General features: G+C 33.8%; 20 protein-coding genes and 1 pseudogene. All 21 read right to left on the bottom strand.

Annotation, left to right across the window (positions count from 1 at the left end):
- Window positions 1-399: 399 nt before the first annotated feature.
- The 21 genes and pseudogenes from MWH25_RS05055 to MWH25_RS04955 all read right to left on the bottom strand — a co-directional run bounded on the left by MWH25_RS05055 (window position 400) and on the right by MWH25_RS04955 (window position 21,436).
- Entirely contained in the window at window positions 400-969 is a 570-nt protein-coding gene (locus MWH25_RS05055; protein ID WP_248626526.1) for an RNA methyltransferase, read from the bottom strand.
- 1 nt (window position 970) lies between these two features.
- Window positions 971-1,708, bottom strand: a complete 738-nt coding sequence (gene trmD / locus MWH25_RS05050; protein WP_248626525.1) for a tRNA (guanosine(37)-N1)-methyltransferase TrmD — start codon at window positions 1,706-1,708, stop codon at window positions 971-973.
- Between the two features lie 8 nt (window positions 1,709-1,716).
- Window positions 1,717-2,226 carry a ribosome maturation factor RimM gene (gene rimM / locus MWH25_RS05045; protein ID WP_248626524.1) on the bottom strand — a complete coding sequence of 170 codons (510 nt, stop codon included), beginning with the start codon at window positions 2,224-2,226 and terminating at the stop codon, window positions 1,717-1,719.
- A gap of 457 nt (window positions 2,227-2,683) precedes the next feature.
- On the bottom strand, window positions 2,684-2,914 hold the full coding sequence (locus tag MWH25_RS05040; RefSeq protein WP_248626522.1) for a KH domain-containing protein: 231 nt from the start codon (window positions 2,912-2,914) through the stop codon (window positions 2,684-2,686).
- Between the two features lie 17 nt (window positions 2,915-2,931).
- Complete coding sequence (gene rpsP, locus MWH25_RS05035; RefSeq protein ID WP_248626520.1) at window positions 2,932-3,195, bottom strand: 30S ribosomal protein S16; 264 nt, start codon at window positions 3,193-3,195, stop codon at window positions 2,932-2,934.
- A 119-nt stretch (window positions 3,196-3,314) separates the two neighbouring features.
- Window positions 3,315-4,658: a signal recognition particle protein gene (ffh, locus tag MWH25_RS05030; RefSeq protein WP_248626518.1), complete on the bottom strand. Its 1,344-nt coding sequence runs from the start codon at window positions 4,656-4,658 to the stop codon at window positions 3,315-3,317.
- On the bottom strand, window positions 4,655-5,020 hold the full coding sequence (gene ylxM, locus MWH25_RS05025) for a YlxM family DNA-binding protein (protein WP_248626516.1): 366 nt from the start codon (window positions 5,018-5,020) through the stop codon (window positions 4,655-4,657). The genes ffh and ylxM overlap by 4 nt, the downstream gene beginning before the upstream one ends.
- Before the next feature lie 89 nt (window positions 5,021-5,109).
- Window positions 5,110-6,111, bottom strand: coding sequence for a signal recognition particle-docking protein FtsY (ftsY, locus tag MWH25_RS05020; protein WP_248626514.1), 1,002 nt, complete (start codon window positions 6,109-6,111; stop codon window positions 5,110-5,112).
- A gap of 20 nt (window positions 6,112-6,131) precedes the next feature.
- Window positions 6,132-7,265, bottom strand: a complete 1,134-nt coding sequence (locus MWH25_RS05015) for a peptidase S7 (protein ID WP_248626512.1) — start codon at window positions 7,263-7,265, stop codon at window positions 6,132-6,134.
- A 53-nt stretch (window positions 7,266-7,318) separates the two neighbouring features.
- On the bottom strand, window positions 7,319-10,885 hold the full coding sequence (gene smc / locus MWH25_RS05010; protein ID WP_248626510.1) for a chromosome segregation protein SMC: 3,567 nt from the start codon (window positions 10,883-10,885) through the stop codon (window positions 7,319-7,321).
- 142 nt (window positions 10,886-11,027) lie between these two features.
- A pseudogene (locus MWH25_RS05005) lies at window positions 11,028-11,286 on the bottom strand (stage V sporulation protein S).
- A 116-nt stretch (window positions 11,287-11,402) separates the two neighbouring features.
- Window positions 11,403-12,419 carry an elongator complex protein 3 gene (locus MWH25_RS05000; protein ID WP_248626508.1) on the bottom strand — a complete coding sequence of 339 codons (1,017 nt, stop codon included), beginning with the start codon at window positions 12,417-12,419 and terminating at the stop codon, window positions 11,403-11,405.
- Window positions 12,412-13,143: a pseudouridine synthase gene (locus MWH25_RS04995; RefSeq protein ID WP_248626506.1), complete on the bottom strand. Its 732-nt coding sequence runs from the start codon at window positions 13,141-13,143 to the stop codon at window positions 12,412-12,414. The genes MWH25_RS05000 and MWH25_RS04995 overlap by 8 nt, the downstream gene beginning before the upstream one ends.
- Before the next feature lie 69 nt (window positions 13,144-13,212).
- Entirely contained in the window at window positions 13,213-14,340 is a 1,128-nt protein-coding gene (locus MWH25_RS04990) for a D-alanyl-D-alanine carboxypeptidase family protein (protein ID WP_248626504.1), read from the bottom strand.
- A 44-nt stretch (window positions 14,341-14,384) separates the two neighbouring features.
- Window positions 14,385-14,795 (bottom strand): GerW family sporulation protein, encoded by a 411-nt coding sequence (gene ytfJ / locus MWH25_RS04985; protein ID WP_248626502.1) that lies wholly within the window; start codon window positions 14,793-14,795, stop codon window positions 14,385-14,387.
- A gap of 1 nt (window position 14,796) precedes the next feature.
- Window positions 14,797-15,423: a DUF2953 domain-containing protein gene (locus MWH25_RS04980; RefSeq protein ID WP_248626500.1), complete on the bottom strand. Its 627-nt coding sequence runs from the start codon at window positions 15,421-15,423 to the stop codon at window positions 14,797-14,799.
- Between the two features lie 162 nt (window positions 15,424-15,585).
- Window positions 15,586-16,149: an SMC-Scp complex subunit ScpB gene (gene scpB / locus MWH25_RS04975; RefSeq protein WP_248626498.1), complete on the bottom strand. Its 564-nt coding sequence runs from the start codon at window positions 16,147-16,149 to the stop codon at window positions 15,586-15,588.
- Window positions 16,133-16,912 (bottom strand): segregation and condensation protein A, encoded by a 780-nt coding sequence (locus MWH25_RS04970; protein ID WP_248626496.1) that lies wholly within the window; start codon window positions 16,910-16,912, stop codon window positions 16,133-16,135. The genes scpB and MWH25_RS04970 overlap by 17 nt, the downstream gene beginning before the upstream one ends.
- Before the next feature lie 255 nt (window positions 16,913-17,167).
- Complete coding sequence (gene trpS / locus MWH25_RS04965) at window positions 17,168-18,160, bottom strand: tryptophan--tRNA ligase (protein WP_248626494.1); 993 nt, start codon at window positions 18,158-18,160, stop codon at window positions 17,168-17,170.
- 25 nt (window positions 18,161-18,185) lie between these two features.
- The gene (locus tag MWH25_RS04960; protein WP_248626492.1) at window positions 18,186-18,800 is read right to left on the bottom strand and encodes a site-2 protease family protein; all 615 of its coding nucleotides are present in this window, start codon (window positions 18,798-18,800) and stop codon (window positions 18,186-18,188) included.
- Window positions 18,800-21,436, bottom strand: a complete 2,637-nt coding sequence (locus tag MWH25_RS04955; RefSeq protein WP_248626490.1) for a CBS domain-containing protein — start codon at window positions 21,434-21,436, stop codon at window positions 18,800-18,802. Before MWH25_RS04955 ends, MWH25_RS04960 begins: the two co-directional genes overlap by 1 nt.
- Window positions 21,437-21,492: the final 56 nt, after the last annotated feature.

Raw genomic sequence — 21,492 nt, 5'->3', positions numbered from 1 at the left:
TCTCTATCACTTGGTTTTTAACTGTGCATTGTACATTGTACATTGTACATTGTAAATTGTAAATTTGTTTCCTACTTCCCCTCCGGGTTCTTCGAACCTTTCGTGATGAAAAAATCCGCTCTTAGATTTTTTATTACTCTCTATCACTTGGTTTTTAACTGTGCATTGTACATTGTACATTGTAAATTGTAAATTTGTTTCCTACTTCCCCTCCGGGTTCTTCGAACCCTTCGTGATGAAAAAATCCGCTCTTAGATTTTTTATTACTCTCTATCACTTGGTTTTTAACTGTACATTGTACATTGTACATTGTAAATTGTAAATTGTAAATTTGTTTCCTACTTCCCCTCCGGGTTCTTCGAACCCTTCGTGATGAAAAAATCCGCTCTTAGATTTTTTCTACCACCAAACTTCTCCTAACAATCTATCCAAAATAATAGCAGCAGCACTTCTAACTGACAGATGATTATAATCACCTGGCCCATAAATTGGCTCCAAGATATAATCAGCAGATTTCATAGTTTCTTTGGTCAAGCCCCAACCTGTCCCTAATAAAATCAAATATACTTCTTCTCCTTTAGCAATCTCTTGGCGCAATTTTCTATAACTAATTGTATTAGAATAAGTTCTAGCATCAGTCGTAACTAAAGTTGGTTCTTTACCTTCCCTAGCCGTTATATCTGCTATTACATCTTTAAGCTCAGCCTTAATCTCAAGTACACTGAATGCCTCTTTACGATCAGGATTATATTCTGCTCCAAAATCTCCTGCCCAATAATCTTTCATTCGATTGACCAAATCTTGTTGGGAGTCTAAATGATTAACTATGTAATACTGACCAATATTATATGTTCTACTGGCTCGAGCAATATCATGTAAGTCTAAATTGGTTACTGTAGTAGTAATTACTTCCATATTTTTATTATAAACAGGGTTATGTAATAAAGCTAAATAAACCTGTTGTTCCATTTTACTCCTCCTTCAACTCCTGCTTAATTTCTGCTAATAATTCCTGATCTTGTACAGATAAATCAGCATCTTTCAATAAATCTGGTCGTTTATGTAATGTGTTTTCTAATGCCTTCTTTCTCCGCCACCGCTCAATTCGACCATGATCTCCACTTAATAAGACTTGTGGTACTTCTAATCCTTTATAATCCCTAGGACGAGTATAGTGCGGATAATCTAATATTCCTTGATAGAAAGAGTCCTCTACAGCAGATTCTTGACTACCCAACACCCCTGGGATCAATCGAGCAACAGCATCAATTAAAACCATAGCTGGCAATTCTCCACCAGTCAATACATAATCACCAAGCGAAATTTCATTGGTGATCAATTCCTCTCTTACCCGTTGATCTACTCCTTCATAATGTCCACATAATAAGATCAATTCTTCATAATTAGCAAGTTCTTTAGCTTTAGCTTGATTAAAGGTCTCTCCTTGGGGGGTTAAAAATATTATCGGAGTTTGACTAGGGTAATCAACATCATCAATCGCTCTAAAGATAGGTTCTGGTTTTAAAAGCATTCCTGCTCCTCCACCATAAGGATAATCATCAACTTGACGGTGCTTATCTTGAGTATAATCTCGAATATCTATCAAATCTACAGAGATCAACTCCTGTTCTTTTGCTTTAGCTAACATGCTAGTTCCTAAAACACTTTTAAACATTTCAGGAAATAGGGTCAACACATTAATTTTCATCTTAACACCTACCTTAATCCCGAAGGTAACTTGACTTCCATTCTTCCTTGCTCTAAATCTATCTCTAAAACCACCTCGAGAGTTGCTGGAATTAAAATTTCATTACCATCTTTAGTTACTACATAGACATCATTGGCCCCAGTCTCTAAGACCTCTTCAACCTGCCCTAAGTATTCATCTTGGACAGTATAAACTTCAAGTCCAATAATATCATATAAATAATAATTATTTTCTGGTAACTCAACCACTTCTGCCTGAGGAATTTGCAGATAGAAATTTTTATAAGCCATAATCTCTCCAATATCATCTATCCCTGCAAATTTAATAATAATAAATTGTTTATGGTATCTGATTTCTTCAACCATTACTTCATCCTTAGTCTGATCATCTTTAACTAAATAAACCCGATCTAAATACTCAAATCGCTCTGGATAATCAGTGAGAGGAATAACCCTTGCTTCACCTTTATTCCCTTGATGCCGAGTAATTTGACCTATCGTAATTAATTCTTCACTCATAACTAATCACCTCTTTAAATATCAGTTTGCAGTGTACAGTAGATATGGTTTCTATGGATTTCACGAAAGGTCTTGACAAAGACCTGTAGGGACGGTTGACAGTTAAACACCTCAAAGTCAAAACCGCTCTTAGATTTTTTATTGCTCTTTATTACTTAGCTCTTAACTGTTTACTACTCACTGCTCACTGCTTTTTCTCTTAAGCTCCTGACCTTTAACTATTCAATATTCATTATTAACTATTCATTGCTTTTTTAACTGTACATTGTAAATTGTAAACTGTACATTTGTTTCTTACTTCTCCCTTCGGGTTCTTTGAACCCTTCATGATGAAAAAATCCGCTCTTAGATTTTTTCTATCCACTATACTATACTATAATATACCCTACATTAAACTCTCTCATTAAGAAAAGGCTAGAGTTGCCCCTAGCCTTTAGTAAGTAATTTTAGCAAGTAATTATTGTATAATCTTTACGCTAGCCTTCTTACCTTCCTTAGTTGCTGCTGCTTGGATTACTGTTCTGATAGCCTTCGCAATCTTACCTTGCTTTCCTATCACCTTACCCATATCTTCATCAGCAACTGTTAACTTTAAAGTTATTGTCTTACTATCTTCTATCTTGCGTACAAATACTTCATGAGGCTTGTCTACAATATTACTTACAATCGTTTTTAGTAGCGCCTTCAATTAAAGCACCTCCAAACTTACTTCGCTTCATCAAACTTCTTCATAATTCCTTCTCGACTGAAAATATTCCTAACAGTATTAGAAGGTTTAGCACCATTTTGTAACCACTCTAGTGCTTTCTCTTCATCAATTTTAACTGTCTCTGGTTCAGTAGTAGGATTATAAAAACCTAGCTCTTCAATAAATCTTCCATCACGTGGCTTTCTAGAATCAGCCACAACCAATCTATAAGAAGGATTTCTATTAGCTCCAGTTCTTTTTAATCTAATCTTAACTGCCATTCTTGTCACCTCCTTTAACAAAATTAAGGTTAAGTTCAAGTTTAAGTCTAAGTAAAAACTAAACAGCTATTCTTGGAGATTGACTTAATCTCAACCTTAGCCTTAAACTTAAATTCTATTTAAAAGAAAGGAAATTTCATCTTTCCTTTTAATCCACCCATATTACCTTTCTGTAAATCACCCATCTGCTTCATCATCTGCTTAGTCTGCTTAAATTGCTTTAAAAGCTGGTTGACATCTTGCACAGTCGTCCCACTTCCATTAGCAATTCTACGACGTCGACTTCCATTAATAATTTCTGGATTTCTCCGTTCCTCAATAGTCATTGAACTAATAATTGCTTCAATCCGGTCTAATTGACCTTCATCCATATTAAGACCCTTCAGCTGTTTGCCTACTCCAGGAATCATATTCAATATTTCCTCTAATGAACCCATATTTCTAACTTGATTCATCTGGTCTAAAAAATCTTCTAATGTAAACTCTTCTTTTCGTAATTTCTCCTCTAGCTCTTTAGCTTTTTCAGCATCAATCTGCTCCTCAGCCTTCTCAATTAAACTTAATACATCTCCCATACCCAAGATCCGGGAAGCCATTCGATCAGGATGAAAAGGCTCTAAAGCATCTAACTTCTCTCCCATCCCTACAAACTTAATTGGTCGTCCTGTAACAGAACTGATAGATAAAGCAGCACCACCACGTGCATCACCATCTAATTTAGTTAAGACAACACCATCAATTCCTAATTTTTGATCAAAGTTTTCTGCTACATTAACAGCATCCTGACCAGTCATAGAATCAACTACCAATAAGATTTCATGAGGAGTAACTGCACCTTTAATGTCTTCTAATTCATTCATTAAGTCTTCATCTATATGCAATCGTCCCGCAGTATCTATAATTACAATATCATTTCCATTTGACTTGGCATTACTGATAGCAGCTTTAGCTATATCAACAGGATTTTGTTTGTCACCCATACTGAATACTGGCTGTTCTATCCTCTCACCTAGTACTTGTAACTGTTTAATAGCAGCAGGACGGTAGATATCAGCCGCTACTAATAAAGGATCTTTTCCTTTTTTTCTAAATCTTTTAGCCAGTTTACCAACAGTAGTTGTTTTACCAGCACCCTGTAAGCCTACTACCATAATTACTGTTGGAGATTTGGCCCCAAAATTAATCTTACTTTGGGTGCCCCCCATTAAATCAGTCAACTCTTCATTAACAATCTTAATTACTTGTTGAGCTGGAGTTAAACTATCTAAAACCTCTTGTCCAACAGCTCTTTCTTCAATTTTATTGATCAAGTTTTTAACAACCTTAAAATTTACATCCGCTTCTAACAATGCCAACTTAACTTCTCTTAAGGCAGTTTTAACATCTTTCGAGGATAACTTACCTTTACCTTTTAATTTATCAAAAGTACTCTGTAACTTTTCCGCTAACCCCTCGAAAATCACATCAATTCCCCCTTCTGATAGGTCTGTAATCTATCCAAAATCCCCCGTAAATTCTCAACCTCTTCTAATTCAAGCCGAGATTCAATCTGATCTATTACCTGCCCTAGATTATCGATTTCTAATTGAATTTTATCATAATACTTAACTAAGTTTAACTTCTTTTCATATTCTTGTAAAGCCTGTTCCGATCTCTTTAAATTATCATAAACAGCCTGCCGAGTAACCAATTTTTGCTGAGCAATTTCTCCTAAAGAGAGATCATGATAATAGTATAAGCTCATAAACTCTTGTTGCCTTTCTGTTAATAAAGAAGCATAAAAGGCGAATAACTTTCCAATTTTAATTACTTTTTCTACCTTCAATAAAGATCACCTACAATTGCTGTTAAGTATTTTCCCTTTACAGCAGATAATATAACATATAATTATTTTTTTGTCAAGCAGTTAGACAATTATTGTTCGAATAAAGCATTAATAAATGTTTCTGGTTCAAAATCTTGTAAATCTTCTAGATCTTCTCCAACTCCAATCAACTTAATTGGAATGCCCAATTCATCCATAATAGCTATTACTACTCCTCCTTTAGCTGTACCATCTAATTTAGTCAAAGCAATCCCATCTACATCAACTTCTTGATTGAATAATTTAGCCTGTGAAATTGCATTCTGACCAGTTGTTGCATCCAATACCAATAAAACTTCGACTTTAATCCCTTCTGCTTCTCTTACTATCACTCGCTTAATCTTCTTTAATTCTTCCATTAAATTAGCTTGAGTATGTAGTCTACCTGCAGTATCAACAATTAATAAATCGGTTGCTCTTGATTTAGCTGCTTGAACTGCATCATAAGCTACTGCAGCAGAATCTGCTCCCTCCTGATGGGCTATAACCTCTGTTCCTACTCTATTACTCCAAGCTGTTAACTGATCAATAGCTGCTGCTCTAAAGGTATCTCCTGCTGCTAACAATACATCCTTTTCCGCATTTTTGGCCCGTTGAGCAATCTTACCTATCGTTGTTGTTTTGCCAACTCCATTAACTCCTACTACCATTAATATAGTTGGCTGATCACTCTCTTCAACTTGCTCTACATCTTGACTTAATAGTTGGCATAACTGCTTCTGAAAAATTTCTATTAATTCTTCTGGTTCTTTAATCTTCCTTTCTTTTACTTCTGTCTTTAACTGATCAACCAATTTCATCGTAGTATGAACACCAACATCAGCTTGAATCAAAATCTCTTCTAGATCTTCATACAATTCGTCATCAATACTAGAATAAAGACTAAATAAATTTTGAATTTGAGATACAAATCCTTCTCGCGTCTTACTTAAACCATCCTTTAACCTCTTAAATAATCCAGGTTTTTCTTTTGTAGTCTCTTCCTGTTCTTCATTTACTTCTTGCTCTTTAACCTCTTCTTCCTTTCCAAAACCAAATATCTTCTTTAACATCAGTTCTCCTCCTAATTTTTTTACTTAATTTCTAATGATTTGCATAAATCTGTATATTCTTGAGCAATCCCAAAACGCCTCTTTCTTATTTTAGCTTCTTCTTCTGGGGTTTCAGCTTCATAATATTCCTGACCAATCCTTTCATATTCTTGATCAAGCTCAGCTACTTCTGATAATAACTCAATTACCGTAGCCCCTTTGATCTCCCCTTCTTTATTATGACCAATAGCCACAACAGGTCGTCCCCATGTTCCCGGGCCAGCTTTGGCATCTCCCATATGCATGACTCCAGTCCCTCCAGGATGAGTATGAACAATCGCTACATTGTTAGGAATTACTGTTGAGTAAACCTCTCGCAAAGATTTTCTAGTAATATCAGTATAACTTGAAGCTAACATCCGTGATGGAACATAACCCATTCCTCCTACTACAATCTCTCCTTTTTGGACAATGTGACCATCTTTAACCTCACCAAAAGCTGCTACTTCTCTACCTTGCTCCACAGTAGTTGATTTCTCTACTAGTTTGGTAGCAAATTCTTTAGAAAGAGAATTGACCTCAATAAATGGAACCTCCCATTCATCTTGCTCTTTCTGTTCAAAATCAACTTCCTGCTCTTTAATCTCTATTACTTCTAATTCTTGACTAATATCTAAGTACTTTAACCTTAAATTAAATAAGTTACGTAATATCTCTCGTTCTTCATCCATCGTCTTAGCTGTCAACCTTTCTAATTGAATTTCTTCAGATTCAGTAGCCAATTCAAAATAATCAGGTTCTGGGTAGATGATACCTACCCCAGCAGGTTGGCCCATCTTAACACCAATCCTAACTAGAGGACAATTAAAGATACTAACCCCACCTGTTCCTACAATAATCCCTGTTTTCCCTGGATTAGTTGTAATAATAACTGCGTTATCAGGTAGTTGATTAATAATTTCTAATAAAGACTTACCATCTGCTTCAACAACTTTAGATAACATCTCACGGTAAGGAATGCCAGAGATCCCTCCATTAACAACTTCAGATAAAGCATCTATATATCCGTCTTGATTAACAAAACCAATTGCTCCTACAGAGCGACCCTGACTTAAATAATTACTTCTTTCTACAATTCTATCTACTATAAATTTCGCTATTCCTTTAATCCTCATTATCTTCCTCCTTTTCTAATCTATTTTCTCTATTTTTAATACTTAATATACAATTAAAAGGCAGCCAGTTGATCTAACTGTAAAGAAACTAATTTTGAAACACCAGATTCCTCCATAGTAACACCATATAACGAATTTGCAACCTTCATTGTTCCTTTACGATGAGTGATCACTATGAATTGTGTTTGAGACGACAACTTATCCAAATAATTAGCAAAACGATCTACATTAGCAGCATCCAAAGGAGCATCTAATTCGTCTAATACATAAAAAGGACTCGGATTAACCTTCAATAAAGCAAATACTAATGCAGTAGCTGTTAAAGCCTTTTCTCCACCAGACATTAAAGATAGCTTCTGTAGTTTTTTACCAGGTGGTTGAGCATTAATCTCCACACCTGTCTCTAATAAATCAGCTTCATCTTCTAAAGTTAATTTAGCTTGTCCTCCGCCAAATAAATCAACAAATATATCTTCAAATTCACCTTTTACCTCTTTAAAGGTTTTAGCAAATTTCTGTTCCATCTTTTCATTAATCTCAGCTATTACTTTCTGCAATGATTTTTTCGCTTGGGCCAAATCATCAGATTGCTCTTTAAGAAAATCAAAGCGTTGATTTAATTTTTTATACTCTTCAATTGCTCCTAAGTTAACCGGTTCTAATCTTTTCACCTCTTGCTTTAACTTTTTAATCTTTTCTTTAACCTCAGAAAAATCCTCAATTGCTGTTCGCTGTTCAACCACTAAGTCTATATCTAATTGATACTCATCAGTCAGTTTAGTTTCAACGTTAGTTAATTTAACTTCTAATTGGGCCAACTCCACCTCTATTTGATTATACTCTTGTTGCAAATTCTGATATCGCTCCCTGACCTCTTTTGATTGTTGCTGAAACTGATTGATTCGCTCTTTAACTTCTTTTTTTTCTTCTCTTAAACTAAGCAACTGCTCCTCTAAATTCCCTACTTTAGAATTTAACTCTTGCTGTTCTAAAGCTAAATTTTGGGCGGTATCTTTAAGTTGAACCTGCTTATTTTCTAACCTAATAATTTCCTCTTCTTTCTCTTTTAATTGCTGTTGACTTTGCTTAAAAGTCTGCTCTAACTTCATTAATTCAGTTTCTAAATTCTTCTTTCCTTCCTTAACAGAAGCTAATTCAATCTTTAAATCAGTAATCTGCTCAACAAGTAATTCTTCTTTCTGCTCAATTGAACTAATCTCTGACTCTAACTGATCAGTTGTTGACTCTAAATTATCCTCATTCACAGACAGTTGATTTAAGTTATCGACTAATTCTTCTTTTGTAATTTCAAATTCGATAATTTGTTGCTCTAACTGTTCAATTTTATTAACTTTAAACTCAACCTCTTCCTCAATCCGAGCCAATTCTCTTTCTAATTGCTGCTCGTCCTTTTCAAAAGTTGTCTTTTGAATCTCTAATTGATGTAATTTTTCCTTTATTTTTTTGATCTGTTCTTGATTAATTACTAGCTCTTCTTTTTTAGCAAGACCTTGTTGCTCCAAAGTAGTTATCTTTTTAGAAAGCTTCTTTACTTCTATTCTTAATTGCTCAATTTCTCGACTCCGCCCCAATAAATTGTTATCTTGAGCATAACTTCCTCCAGTCATTGCTCCTCCAGGATTAACTACATCTCCATCCAACGTAACAACCTTAACCCGCTTATTAGTTGCTTTAGAAACTTCAACAGCTGCATCGATATTTTCAGCTACAATAACTCTACCTAAAATATTTTCAATTACTGGTCGGTATTGTACTTGATAATCAATTAAATCTTTAGCCACCCCAATTGCTCCCTCTAACTCCAATCCCCGTTCTTCACTCTTTCTTAGCGACCGTGATGTAACTAAATTAAGGGGTAGCATAGTAGCTCTTCCAGCTTTATTATCCTTTAAATATTCAATTGCCTTCTTTCCTACTTGATCATCTTCGACAACTACATTCTGTAATTTACTACCTAAAGCAACTTCAATTGCCGTTTCATAATCTTGAGGTACCTCTATTAATTCAGCTACTACTCCACACACTCCATTTAAATCCTGAGTTCGCTTAATATAGTTAAGTAAGTTCTTAACTCCACGATAATAACCTTGATAATTATCTTGCATCCCTTCTAAAACATTTAATCTAGATTCTTTATTATTTAATTCCTCTTTTAGTTGTTGATACTCCTCCTGGATAGTATTTAATTCCTTCTTTAATTCTTCTTGTTCTATCTTCTTTCTTTCATAATCAGCTTGCAAATTGGATAAATTATTTTTAACTTCTTCTAATTTTTTAAGTTTAACTTCCTTCTCTTCATTAACTTTTTCAATTTTTTGTTGTAACTTCTCTTTAACCTCAATTAACCCTTCACTTTCCTGCTGACAACGTTCAATCTCTTTAGTTAAACTTTCAACCTGATGTTTATAATCAGTTATTTGATTAGCCTGAGTTAACTTATTATCCTCAATTTCTCGCTTGGAACCTAATTTTTCTGCTAATTTTTTCCTAATTTGATCAAGTTCTTCCTCCTTATTAGCTAACAACGAAAGTTTCTGCTGTAACTTCTGCTCTAAACTTTCCTCCTTTTCTCTTTTCTTAGAAATTTCTTCTTCGAGCAAACTCATCTTATCTTTTAACTCAATTATTTCCTGATTAACCTTATCTTGTTGTTCTATAAGACTCTTTTTCCTTTCTGCAAGTAACTCTAATTTACTTTCAAGCCGCTCTAAATCCTGTTTAGTATTAAATAGAGCATCTTTATGCTGATCAATTGCTACTACTAATTCTTGTTGTTTTGTCTGACAGTTATCTATTTTCAAATCAAATTCATTAACCCCTGCCTTAGCTTCGGTTAACTGGTATGATAGCTTTTGCTTAATAGAAATCTGTTGATCAAACTTATTATCTAATTGAACATATTGATTTAATAATAAATTAACTTCTAATTCCTTTAATTGACCTTGATGTTTTTTATATTCTTTAGCTTTAGTAGCTTCTTCTTGTAAAGGATTTAATTGGCGTTTTATCTCCTCAATAATATCTCCTACTCGGTTTAATTTTTGTTCAGTACTATCTAATTTTTTAATTGCTTCTTTTTTTCTCTGTTTATGTTTACTAATCCCTGCTGCTTCCTCAAATAACTCTCGTCTATCTACAGAACGCTCACTCAAGATCTGATCTACTTTTCCTTGTCCAATAATCGAATAGGAATCCTTTCCAATTCCTGTATCCAATAATAACTCTTGAATATCCTTTAAACGACAAATATTATTATTAATTAAGTAATCACTTTCTCCACTACGAGTTACCCTTCTACTAATAGTCACTTGATTATAATCTATTGGCAATTCACCTTGACTATTATCTAAAGTTAAAGAAACTTGAGCCATCCCTAATGCTCTTCGCTGCTTACTCCCAGCAAATATTATATCTTCCATCTTGGAGCCACGCAGTGTTTTAGCACTCTGTTCTCCTAAAACCCACCTCACTGCATCCGAAATATTACTCTTCCCACTCCCATTAGGACCAATAATGCCCGTAATTGCTGGTTCAAAATCTATCTGTACTTTATCAGCAAAAGATTTAAATCCCTTAATCTCAATCTGTTTTAAAAACAAACCAGTCCCTCCTTCTTACCAAAATCGAAACACTAAACTTTATTTTATCATAAATTAAATAAAAATAAAATATATTACCCATAAAAAAACCTACCTACAAGAGTAGATAGGTCAACTAGAGCAAATAATTAAATTTAAATTTTTATCTAGGCTCAACAATAAATTTAATCGCTGTTCTTTCCTCACCATCAATTTCTATCTCTGTAAAAGCTGGAATAGCTATTAAATCTATCCCATTCGGTGCTACAAAGCCCCTTGCAATTGCAACGGCTTTTACTGCCTTTAACTGCACCAGCACCAACACCTTGCATCTCAACCCTACCTTCTTCTCTTAAAACAGCCGCTAATGCCCCTGCTACAGATTTCGGTTTTGAATTTGATGATACCTTTAATATTTCCATGTTTTATCCCCCTTTAATTTTATAACTACATTTATGACTTCTATTAATGTATAGTGTGTCGTTTAACTATAATATTCACGGAAAACGAAAAAATCCCTTTATTTTCTAAAAATTTATTAAAGTAAATCAACTACAACTTCTCCTCTAACCAAGGTATCATCTAAGTTAAACCTAATTTCATTAATATCATATTCTTTTTTTAAATATACAAAATTTTTATTTTTTTGTCCTTTTAAATTTGATAAATCTTTAGGATGAACAGTTATCCTCATCTTATCTCCAACTGAAACCTCTTTTAATTTCTCCTCTATCTTAGTTAAGAGTAATTTAGATTCAACTAACTGTCTCAAGGCTGGATGAAATGGCCCAGCTAAAATCTCTTTTTGATTAACACTTTCTGAAGGCTGCAAACCAATCCTAATTACATCTATATTAACCCTCCTAAATAAATTCAATAATTTTGCTGTACTTCCAACAGCTTCTTTGAGGGATAAAGGAGTATACACACCTCTCTGATATAAACGGGCCAATTCAGTATTCTTAATAACTAACGTAGGGTAGATTCTTACGAATTCTGGCCCTAAATTTATTATTCCTCTTCCCGTAGCCAAATCAGAATCTTCACTAGAAGAGGGTAGTCCAGGCATTATTTGCAAGCCAAGTCCAAAGTTATATTCTTTAATTAATTCTACTGCATGTAGAGTATCTTCTCTAGTATGCCCCCTACCTGCAGCAGCTAAGACATTATTATCAAGTGATTGAACTCCTAATTCAATTGCAGTTACATTATTTTGTTTTAAAAAATCTAAAATTTTGCTATCAATATAATCCGGTCGAGTTGATAATCTAATTCCATTAATTCTACCCCTTGCTAACCTTTTATTAGCTACAGTTAATAAATCTTGCTGTAGTTGTTGTGGAATACCAGTAAAACTCCCACCATAAAAAGCAACCTCAATTCGATCAGCTTGGCGGGGAATAGTAGCTAAATAATCATCTATCCGCTCACTTATCTGCTTAAGATTAATCTGCTCTTTAATTCCCGTAATCTCTTCTTGATTACAAAAAACACAGTCATGAGGACATCCTAACTGGGGCACGAAGATTGGAATAATATAATTCTGTTTACTCATTTTCCTTTACTTTCTTGGCAAGCTCCCTTAACTGCTTTATTTCATTCTTTCTTAAAAATCTATAATCTCCTAACTTTAAATCATCATCTAACTCTAAAGGCCCCATCTTAATCCTTTTTAATTCTTGAACTGGATGTCCAACTGCTCTACACATTCTCTTTACTTGATGCTTCCTACCTTCATGAATTTCTAAAGATAAAATTGCTCGCTCACTAAAATTAACTACTAGTTCTACTTCAGCCGGTGCTGTCCAACCATCAGCTAATTTAATCCCTCTTTCTAGTGCTTTTAAATTTCCTTGGTTAGGAACACCTTTAACTGTAGCTATATATTTCTTAGTAACCTGATGGCTAGGATGTGTTAAAGCATAAGTTACATCACCATCATTAGTCAAAAGTAACAATCCTTCCGTATCATAATCTAATCTTCCTACTGGATAAACCCGTTGTTTAACCTTAATTAAATCCAAGACCGTCCTTCTTCCATGAGGATCATCAGCAGTCGTAACGCAACCTTGTGGTTTATTTAACAAAATATAAACCAGTTTTTCTTTAGTTATTTGCTCACCATCAACTTCAATTTGATCCTGATCAGGATCAACCTTACTTCCTAATTCAGTAACTACCTTTCCATTGACCTTTACTCTTCCTGCTGCAATTAACTTCTCACTCTGTCTCCGCGATGCTACTCCTGCTTTAGCCATTACTTTTTGTAAACGCTCCATCAACTATCACCTCAATTAAATAATTTTGTTCCTTTGATTATATTCACGATAGCTGCTGAAGTTCCTTCCTTAAAAATAAGTCTGCACTATCGACGTTAATCTTCGCCAAAAATTAATCCACGCTGAAGCTTCAATATCTCTATCTGCTATTAAATCAACTCGACCTAACAACTGCTCATCACTATCATAAATAGATAACTTTCCTACCTTTTCTCCAACTTCAACAGGTAATCGAATATCTTGATTGAGATCTATAACCTGTTTTAAATTTATTTGACTCTCATTATCTATTGCCAACCTAAATTCATCTGCTGCTTTTAGCCCCAGCTGCTTACCATTTCTAAACTCTATTTCTTTAATTAACTCTCCTTTAGTTATAATATCAACTTTACTATAATTATTAAATCCATAACTTAACAATGTCAAAGAATCATTCCATACATCTCCACCTTTTAAAACAACACTGATTAATTGCTGTCCGTTCTTGGTAGCAGAAGCCACTAAACACTTTCCTGCTGCTGATGTATAACCTGTCTTAACCCCATCTACCATCTCTGAACGAGTCAGTAACCTATTCGTATTAATCAAAATTCTATCCCAGGCATTACCCGGCCAGGAGATTCTTTTTTTAGGAGTGGCAACTACTTCAGCAAAAAAATCATTTTCTAATGCATAACGAGTAATTTGGGCCAAATCATAAGCTGTCGTCAAATGACCTTCTTGAGGTAAACCATTTGGATTCTTAAAAGTGGTTTGTAATGCTCCTACCTCTCTTGCCTTCTGATTCATTATCTCAGCAAATTCTTCTACTGATCCACCTATATGTTCAGCAATAGCTACTGCAGCATCATTTCCTGATTTAACTAATAGACCATAAACTAACTCACGTAAAGTTAGAGTCTCTTCAGGAATTAAATGGATAGAGGAGCCTCCTTCATAAGCTGCTCTATTACTAGCACTAACCTGTTCTGCTAAATTCCCATACTCAATTGCCAATATTCCAGTCATTATTTTAGTTGTACTGGCTGGAGGACGCACCTCATGCATATTTTTATTATAAAGTACTTTCCCCGTTTCAGCATCTATTAAAATAGCAGCTCTAGCATTCACTTGAGGCTGAGCTACTGCTTGTTGATTGCTTACTAATACTAAATAAAAGAGTATGATTAATATACTATAATATTTTTTATTTTTCATAGATTACCCCCTATTTTCACTTACTGTTCCTAACTAAGCTAAAATTAAAATCCTCTATTTCTCATCTCTCCATTATTATCCTTCTTAGAAAACCCTTTAATCTGTTCAATCAACTCAGGAGCAATATTAATTAAACGTTCTATAACTGCATTATCATTAACGGGTAATAGTCTAACCTGATTTTCCTTGACAACTAAAAAAGCCATTGGCTGTAACATTACACCTGCTCCACTTCCTCCACTAAATTTTGGCTCCTCAGAACTATTCTTCTTATTTTCCTTGCTACTATATTCTCCTCCCCCTGCTGCAAATCCAAAATTAACCTTTGAAATTGGAATAATTACACTTCCATCCTTTGTTTCAACTGCATCACCAACAATTGTATTGACATCAACCATCTTCTTTATATTTCCCATTGCTGTATTCATCAATGTTTCAATTGGATGATCATCCATTTTATTTAATCCTCCTTTTAATCTCATACCAAATAATTTTAATACCTATATGTATAATATTAACTAATTTAAATTCAAATATACCTTTAAGTTCTATTCTTACTGGTTGCTTCCGATTAAAATTTGGCTTTACTTGAACACAAGGTAACGTTTTGAACTCCAAATACTCTTGTAAAAAGCCAATTACTGAACTTTTAAAAGCCCATAAACCACCTGTAACTAACCCAGTATGAGCAGGGTTAACTAAGCCAAAGCTTGTCTTCCATAAAAAAGATTGACAATTATGAGTTAAAACTAAAAAAGTTTTAACTCGTTTATTAAGTCGATACGATCTTTTAAAAAAGTTATATAACTTTTTTAATTCATTTTGATCTAATTTCTCAGTAACATCTACCTTATCTATAAAGATACTATTCAGATCACCTTCAATTTCTAAAGTCGGCAGTGATAATAATTTCTTGATTTCCAGATATGATAAATTCAATTTATAATTAATAAATAATATCGATAACTTAAGATCTAAGTTATTCTTTTCTTGCTGTCGCTCAAAATCTACCTCAATTTTAATTGGTACCCAAAAGAAAATTGCCATAATTATTAAAACGATTAAACTCAACAGATAAGACATTATTATCACCTTCTAACCTATAATCCTTATTTTCCCCTCGCTTAAATTCAAATATACACAGTAAACAAAATGAACTCCAGTCATAGTTTGAGTTTGAGTTTGAGTTTAAGTTTAAGTCAAAACAAAAACTTCAAAAATAAACATAAGAAAAAAAGCCAGATGCTAATTAGCATCTGGCTTAATCTCTTCTAATTCTTCATTATTTAATTTGACAAACTCCTCTGGTTGAGGCAAATCATCTAAACTTTCTAACCCTAAATACTCAAGAAATTGAGCAGTTGTTCCATAAATAATCGGTTTCCCAATTGCATCCTTACGACCTTGTTCAGATATGAGACCCCTCTTTTGTAATGTCTTTAATGCCTTTTCTACATTTACTCCCCTAATATCTTCAATCTCTGCTCTAGTAACTGGCTGTTTATAAGCAACGATAGCCAAAGTCTCTAACGCCGCCTGACTAAGGGCCTTAGTTACTTCTGGTTGATGAAAGTCCTTAATAATAGAAGCATACTTGGCTTTAGTCTGTAACTGATAACCATGATTTACCTTAACCAATTCTATCCCTTTATCTTGTTGATTATAATCTATCTTAATTTCTTCTAATATTTCCTTGACCTCAGCTATGTCTGCTTTTATTGTTTTTTTTAGTTCTTTAATCTGTAATGGCTCAATTGCCATAAATAATAATGCTTCAATAGCAGCTTTTAATTCAGATTGTTCTAACATTTGACACCATCCCTGTATAATAAATCTTAATCTCAGAAAAATTAAAGTCCTGTTTAATCTTTATCTCTTGCCTTTTAATTAGTTCTAATAAAGCCATGAAAGTCACAACAATTTCCAGCCTAGAATCTAATTCTAAAAACAAATCTAAAGAATTAATTTCTCCTCCTGCAACAACTAAACTCTTTCTAATATATTCTTTTTGCTCACTAATTGTAACCTGTTCTGGAGTCAAATATGATAGCTTTTCTTCCTGTTTTGGATCTTTCTCTTCTTGTTGTTTCTTTTTAATTGTAGCTCGCTTAATTACCTTCTCAAATGCTGCCACAAATTGTTCAAGCTCTACATCTTCTAACGGATTTTCTGCTTCAAATTCCAAGTTACCCAATAAAGGAGCTACATTTCGAGTATATCTTTCCTGTTGCTCTTCTTCAAATTCTTGTAGTTGAGTTGCTAGCTGTTTATATTTTTTATACTCCAGTAACCGTTCTACTAACTGCTGTTTAAGATCAACCTCATCTTCACCTTCTTCTTTAGGACTAGGTAAGAGAGTGTGGGCCTTAATCTCCATTAACTTCGTTGCCATCACTAAAAATTCACTAGCTATATTTAAATCAAACTGCTGCATTCTATTAATGTAGTTTAAGTACTGCTCCGTGATCTCAGAAATTTTAATATCACAGATCTCTACTTTATTCTTCTTCAATAAATGTAATAATAAATCAATTGGCCCTTCAAAGGTATCAATTTTAATTTGATAACCCATAATCTCACCCCATCTTAGTCTACAATTTACAATGTACAATTGACAATGGACAATGGACAATGGACAATGGACAATGGACAATTAAAAACCTTAAATCTTATAATCAAAGTCAACCAAAGCTTGTTGCCACAAGGTTCTTCAAAGAACTTAATCTTTTAAGAACTTAATCTTTTAAGAACTTAAGCTTTTAAGAATTTAATCTTTAATTGTAAATTGTACATTCCGTCAATTGTCAATTGTGAAGCTATTTTGTAATTAAGAATAAACTAAATTCATCGCCTCTTTAACCTCTTTTAATGTCTGTTGAGCTGTCTGGCGTGCTTTGCTAGCTCCTTCAGCTAAGATTTGATCTATTAATTCTGGATCAGCTTTTAGTTCTTCTCGTTTTTGATGAACATCAACTAAATAATCGGTCAACAGATCAGCTAATTTCTGCTTACAATCCATACAACCAATCTCAGCAGTAGAGCATCCTTGAGCAAGTTCTTCAATCTCTTCACAATTAAAGAGCTGATGATAATCATAGACAGAACAGACTTCAGGGTTACCTGGATCTTTTAATCTTATTCTTTCTGGATCTGTCACCATCTGCTTGACCTTGTCAGCAATCTCTGTTGACCCGTCAGCTAAATAAATAGCATTACCATAACTTTTGCTCATCTTCCGTCCATCTAACCCTAATAACTTAGGAACCTGTCCTAATTTCGGTTCCGGTTCAGGAAAAATTTCTTCATATAAGTGATTAAATCTACGTGCAATCTCTCTAGTAATTTCAATATGTGGTAATTGATCTTCCCCAACAGGTACTGTATCTGCTTTATGAATCAAGATATCTGCTGCTTGTAAGACTGGATATTCCAATAGACCAAAAGGAATAGAGCCCTTAACCCCTAACTCTTGTACCTGTTCTTTATATGTTGGATTTCTTTCTAATCTAGATACAGAAACAATCATTGATAATAATAGATTTAACTCCGCAATTTCAGGTACATCAGATTGAACAAAGATAGTACTCTCTTCAGGATCAATCCCCGCACTAATCCAATCAATCACCATTTCTCTAATATCATTCTTTATATTTTCAGTCTGATCATATTTTGTTGTCAGTGCATGCCAATCAGCTATCTCAAAAATACAATTGTATTCCTGTTGAAGATTCCTCCAATTATTTAAGACCCCAATTAAATGACCTAAATGTAACTTTCCTGTAGGGCGCATCCCACTCAAAATTGTTCCTTTCTTTTCCATAATAATTCCTCCTACTCCTTTAAGCTTAAATCCTTACTAATAAATTAAATAATATATTAATAATTGGTAGAATTATTCTACCAATCAGCCCTGTAAAAACTGCAAATAATAAAAAAAATGGTCCATATGCTTCTAAATTTCGAAAGATATTATCATACTTTCTTGGTATTATTCCTTTTAAAATTTTTGAGCCATCTAAAGGTGGTACTGGAATTGAATTGAAGACAGCCAATCCCAAATTAAGTAATATTCCATTAATAAATAAAGTTTCAATAATTCTCCGGTCAACAAATTGGTATAATATTGGCCCTAAACTCCTAAATAAAAAGGTAATTGTTATTGCTAAAGTAATATTAGCTAACGGACCAGCTAAGCCAACTAACATCATCCCTTTTCTTTTGTCATCAAAATAACGAGGATTAACCTGAACCGGCTTGGCCCAGCCGAAACGTCTAGTCATAATTAAAACTAATGTTCCTATTAAACTTAAATGAGCCATAGGATTTAGAGTTAATCTTCCTGTCATTTTAGGTGTCGGATCACCTAATAAATCAGCCATCTTTCCATGTGCATACTCATGCAAGGACAAAGACAGTAATAATATCGGTAACAATAATATGAGTTGAGCTGTCATATTCATTATTCCACCCCCTTTTCTTTAATATACTCTTCTAAAAATTGACGTTCTTGCTGATACCCTTCAACTTCACCGTCCAATTTAGCTTTTTTCACCTCCTCTAACACCTTCTTAAAGCCAGGAGCAGGTTGATATCCTAAATCAATAATATCCTCTCCGGAAACTTCAATATCTAACCACTGCAAATTTTCTAAATATAACTTAACTCTCTCTATTAATTTAGACTCTCGGGCCAACAAAAATAAGATATCTTCTATAGCTAACTCCTTTAAAATAAAGTAGATTCTGCTCTTCTTTTCTGCTACTAACAACTGCTCAATAACTTGATCAACCTCTAAACTAAATAACAACCGCTGTAAACAGTCACTACTTAAATTAAAATCAGCTACTAAAATTTTGATCTCTTTCTTTTCCAACCCAGCTACTAATAAAGTAAAATATAACAACCACTCTTCAATATTAAAGGTAACCGCTAAAGAATCTGACCACTCTATAATCTTCGACAAGTTAACAGCTAACTCTTCTTTAGTTTGATTCCAGCTTATATTATTAGATAAATAAGATAAAAGGTCATAATCAAATAATAATTTAATAAAAGAAAGGGGCTGAGCATCATTTAATCCTTTTTTTACTTCAGCAATCAAACGATTATTACTCAGTTTATCCACCACATCTAAATCTACTGCTTGTCTAATTAACTTTTCAGTTTCAGACTCAAATTGATATTGATATCGACTAGCAAATCTTAATCCTCTAAAGATTCTTGTCGGGTCATCATGTAAGCTAAAATTATGTAACAATCTGATAAGTCCTTGCTCTAAATCAACCTTCCCATCAAAAAAATCAACTAATTGTCCAAAAGAATCTTGATTTAATTGGATAGCTAAGGCATTAATAGTAAAATCACGTCTAAAAAGATCCTGTTGAATAGAACCGGGTTCTATTTCAGGTAAGCTAGCAATATCAGAATAATACTCTACCCTCGTAGTAGATACATCCAAATTCAAATTATTACCTAAAGATATTGTTGCTGTCTCAAATTCATGATGGACATTAAGATCACCATTTAATTCTTGGGCCAACTTTCTAGCAAACTTAATACCATTACCTTCTACTACTAAGTCTAAATCTAAACTTCCCTGTTCTAACAAGAGATCCCTAACAAACCCCCCGACTAAATAAAGATCAGCCTCTAAAAAATCAGCCAACCTAGCAGCCAACTTTAACACTTCCATAATTCTTTCTTTAATTAGCTTTAATTTCTCATCTATATTATAACGTTTCTCCTGTAACTCAACCAAACTTCTTCCATATAAATTCTGTCGATTCTTTATATAATCATCTGTTCCATAAAGCAATTTCAATAAATCACTTCTTGTAATAATTCCTACTAACTCCCCCTGTTGATCAGTAACAGGTAATCTTCCAATATCATGCTTAACAATCAAATCTTGAGCTTCCTTTAATGAAGTTTCAGCTTCAATAGTCACTACATTAGTTGACATATAACCTTTGACAGGTGCATGTAACAGATTATGATTTCTTACTTTGTCTATATCACGCCTTGATATAATTCCAACAAGCCTTTCATTCTCTTCAACAACCAGACCAGAATGACCATAACGCAACATTAATTCATCTGCTTCTCTCATAGAAGTGTCAGGTGTTACTGTCTTGACAGGACTAGACATGATGTTCTCAGCTAAAACACTAGGAACAATATTCTCTTTAGCCACCTTTAATAGCTCCTGCTGTAACTCAATTAAATCTTGCACGTTATTCCTTTTTATAGTTGCTGCAGCAGCTCGAGCATGTCCCCCTCCACCAAAATAATTTAAAACCTGAGCGACATTGATACTATCATGATTACTACGTCCAATAATCAAAACCTTATTTCCTGATTTAACCAATACGAATAAGGCATCCACATTATGTAACTCATCTAACTTATGGGCCAACAAAGAGATATCAGGTATATATTCCTCAACCTCTGCTTGAAAAAAACTAATACAAAATCCTTTACTAGTAACTTTATATGCTGAATCTAATAACTTATTAAATAATTGTTGCTGTTGCCTATTTAAAGAATAATCAATATACTTTTCGACAATCTCTAAATTGGCCCCTAACTCTAATAAATAAGCTACTACTTTAGCATCTCGAGCAGTCGTACTATTAAAGACTAAGCAGCCTGTATCTTCATAAATTCCTAAAGTAAACAAAGTAGCTTCAAATGAAGTTAGACCAATCTTTCTTTGTCTTATTTGCTCTACTAAAATTGTCGTAGTAGCTCCAAGTGGCTCAATTATTTCTGTCACATCTTGCAAGCAATTTTGTCGATTTAAATGATGATCATAAACTACAACCTCTATTTCATCTTGCTGCACCAATTCAGAGAAACTTCCCAACCGAAAAGCAACTCTAGTGTCTACTATAATAATTTTAGTGACTTGAGATTTATCTATATCACTTGGATACTTAATTGGAATTCTATTCTTATATAATGACATATATTCTTTAACATTATTTGTTGTTCCTCCTGCAAAAACCATTTTTGCTTGCGGATATATTTTTTGAGCAGCCACCATTGCTGCTAAACCATCAAAATCAGTCCGTTGATGACTAATTATAATCTCCATTTTACCCCTCCCTTCATTCAAGTCGGTTGTTATTATACCATAGGTAAAGCTTGATT

The organism is Natroniella acetigena (assembly GCF_023227745.1).
Lineage (GTDB): Bacteria > Bacillota > Halanaerobiia > Halobacteroidales > Halobacteroidaceae > Natroniella > Natroniella acetigena.
This window is presented reverse-complemented; position numbering and strand designations above follow the sequence as displayed.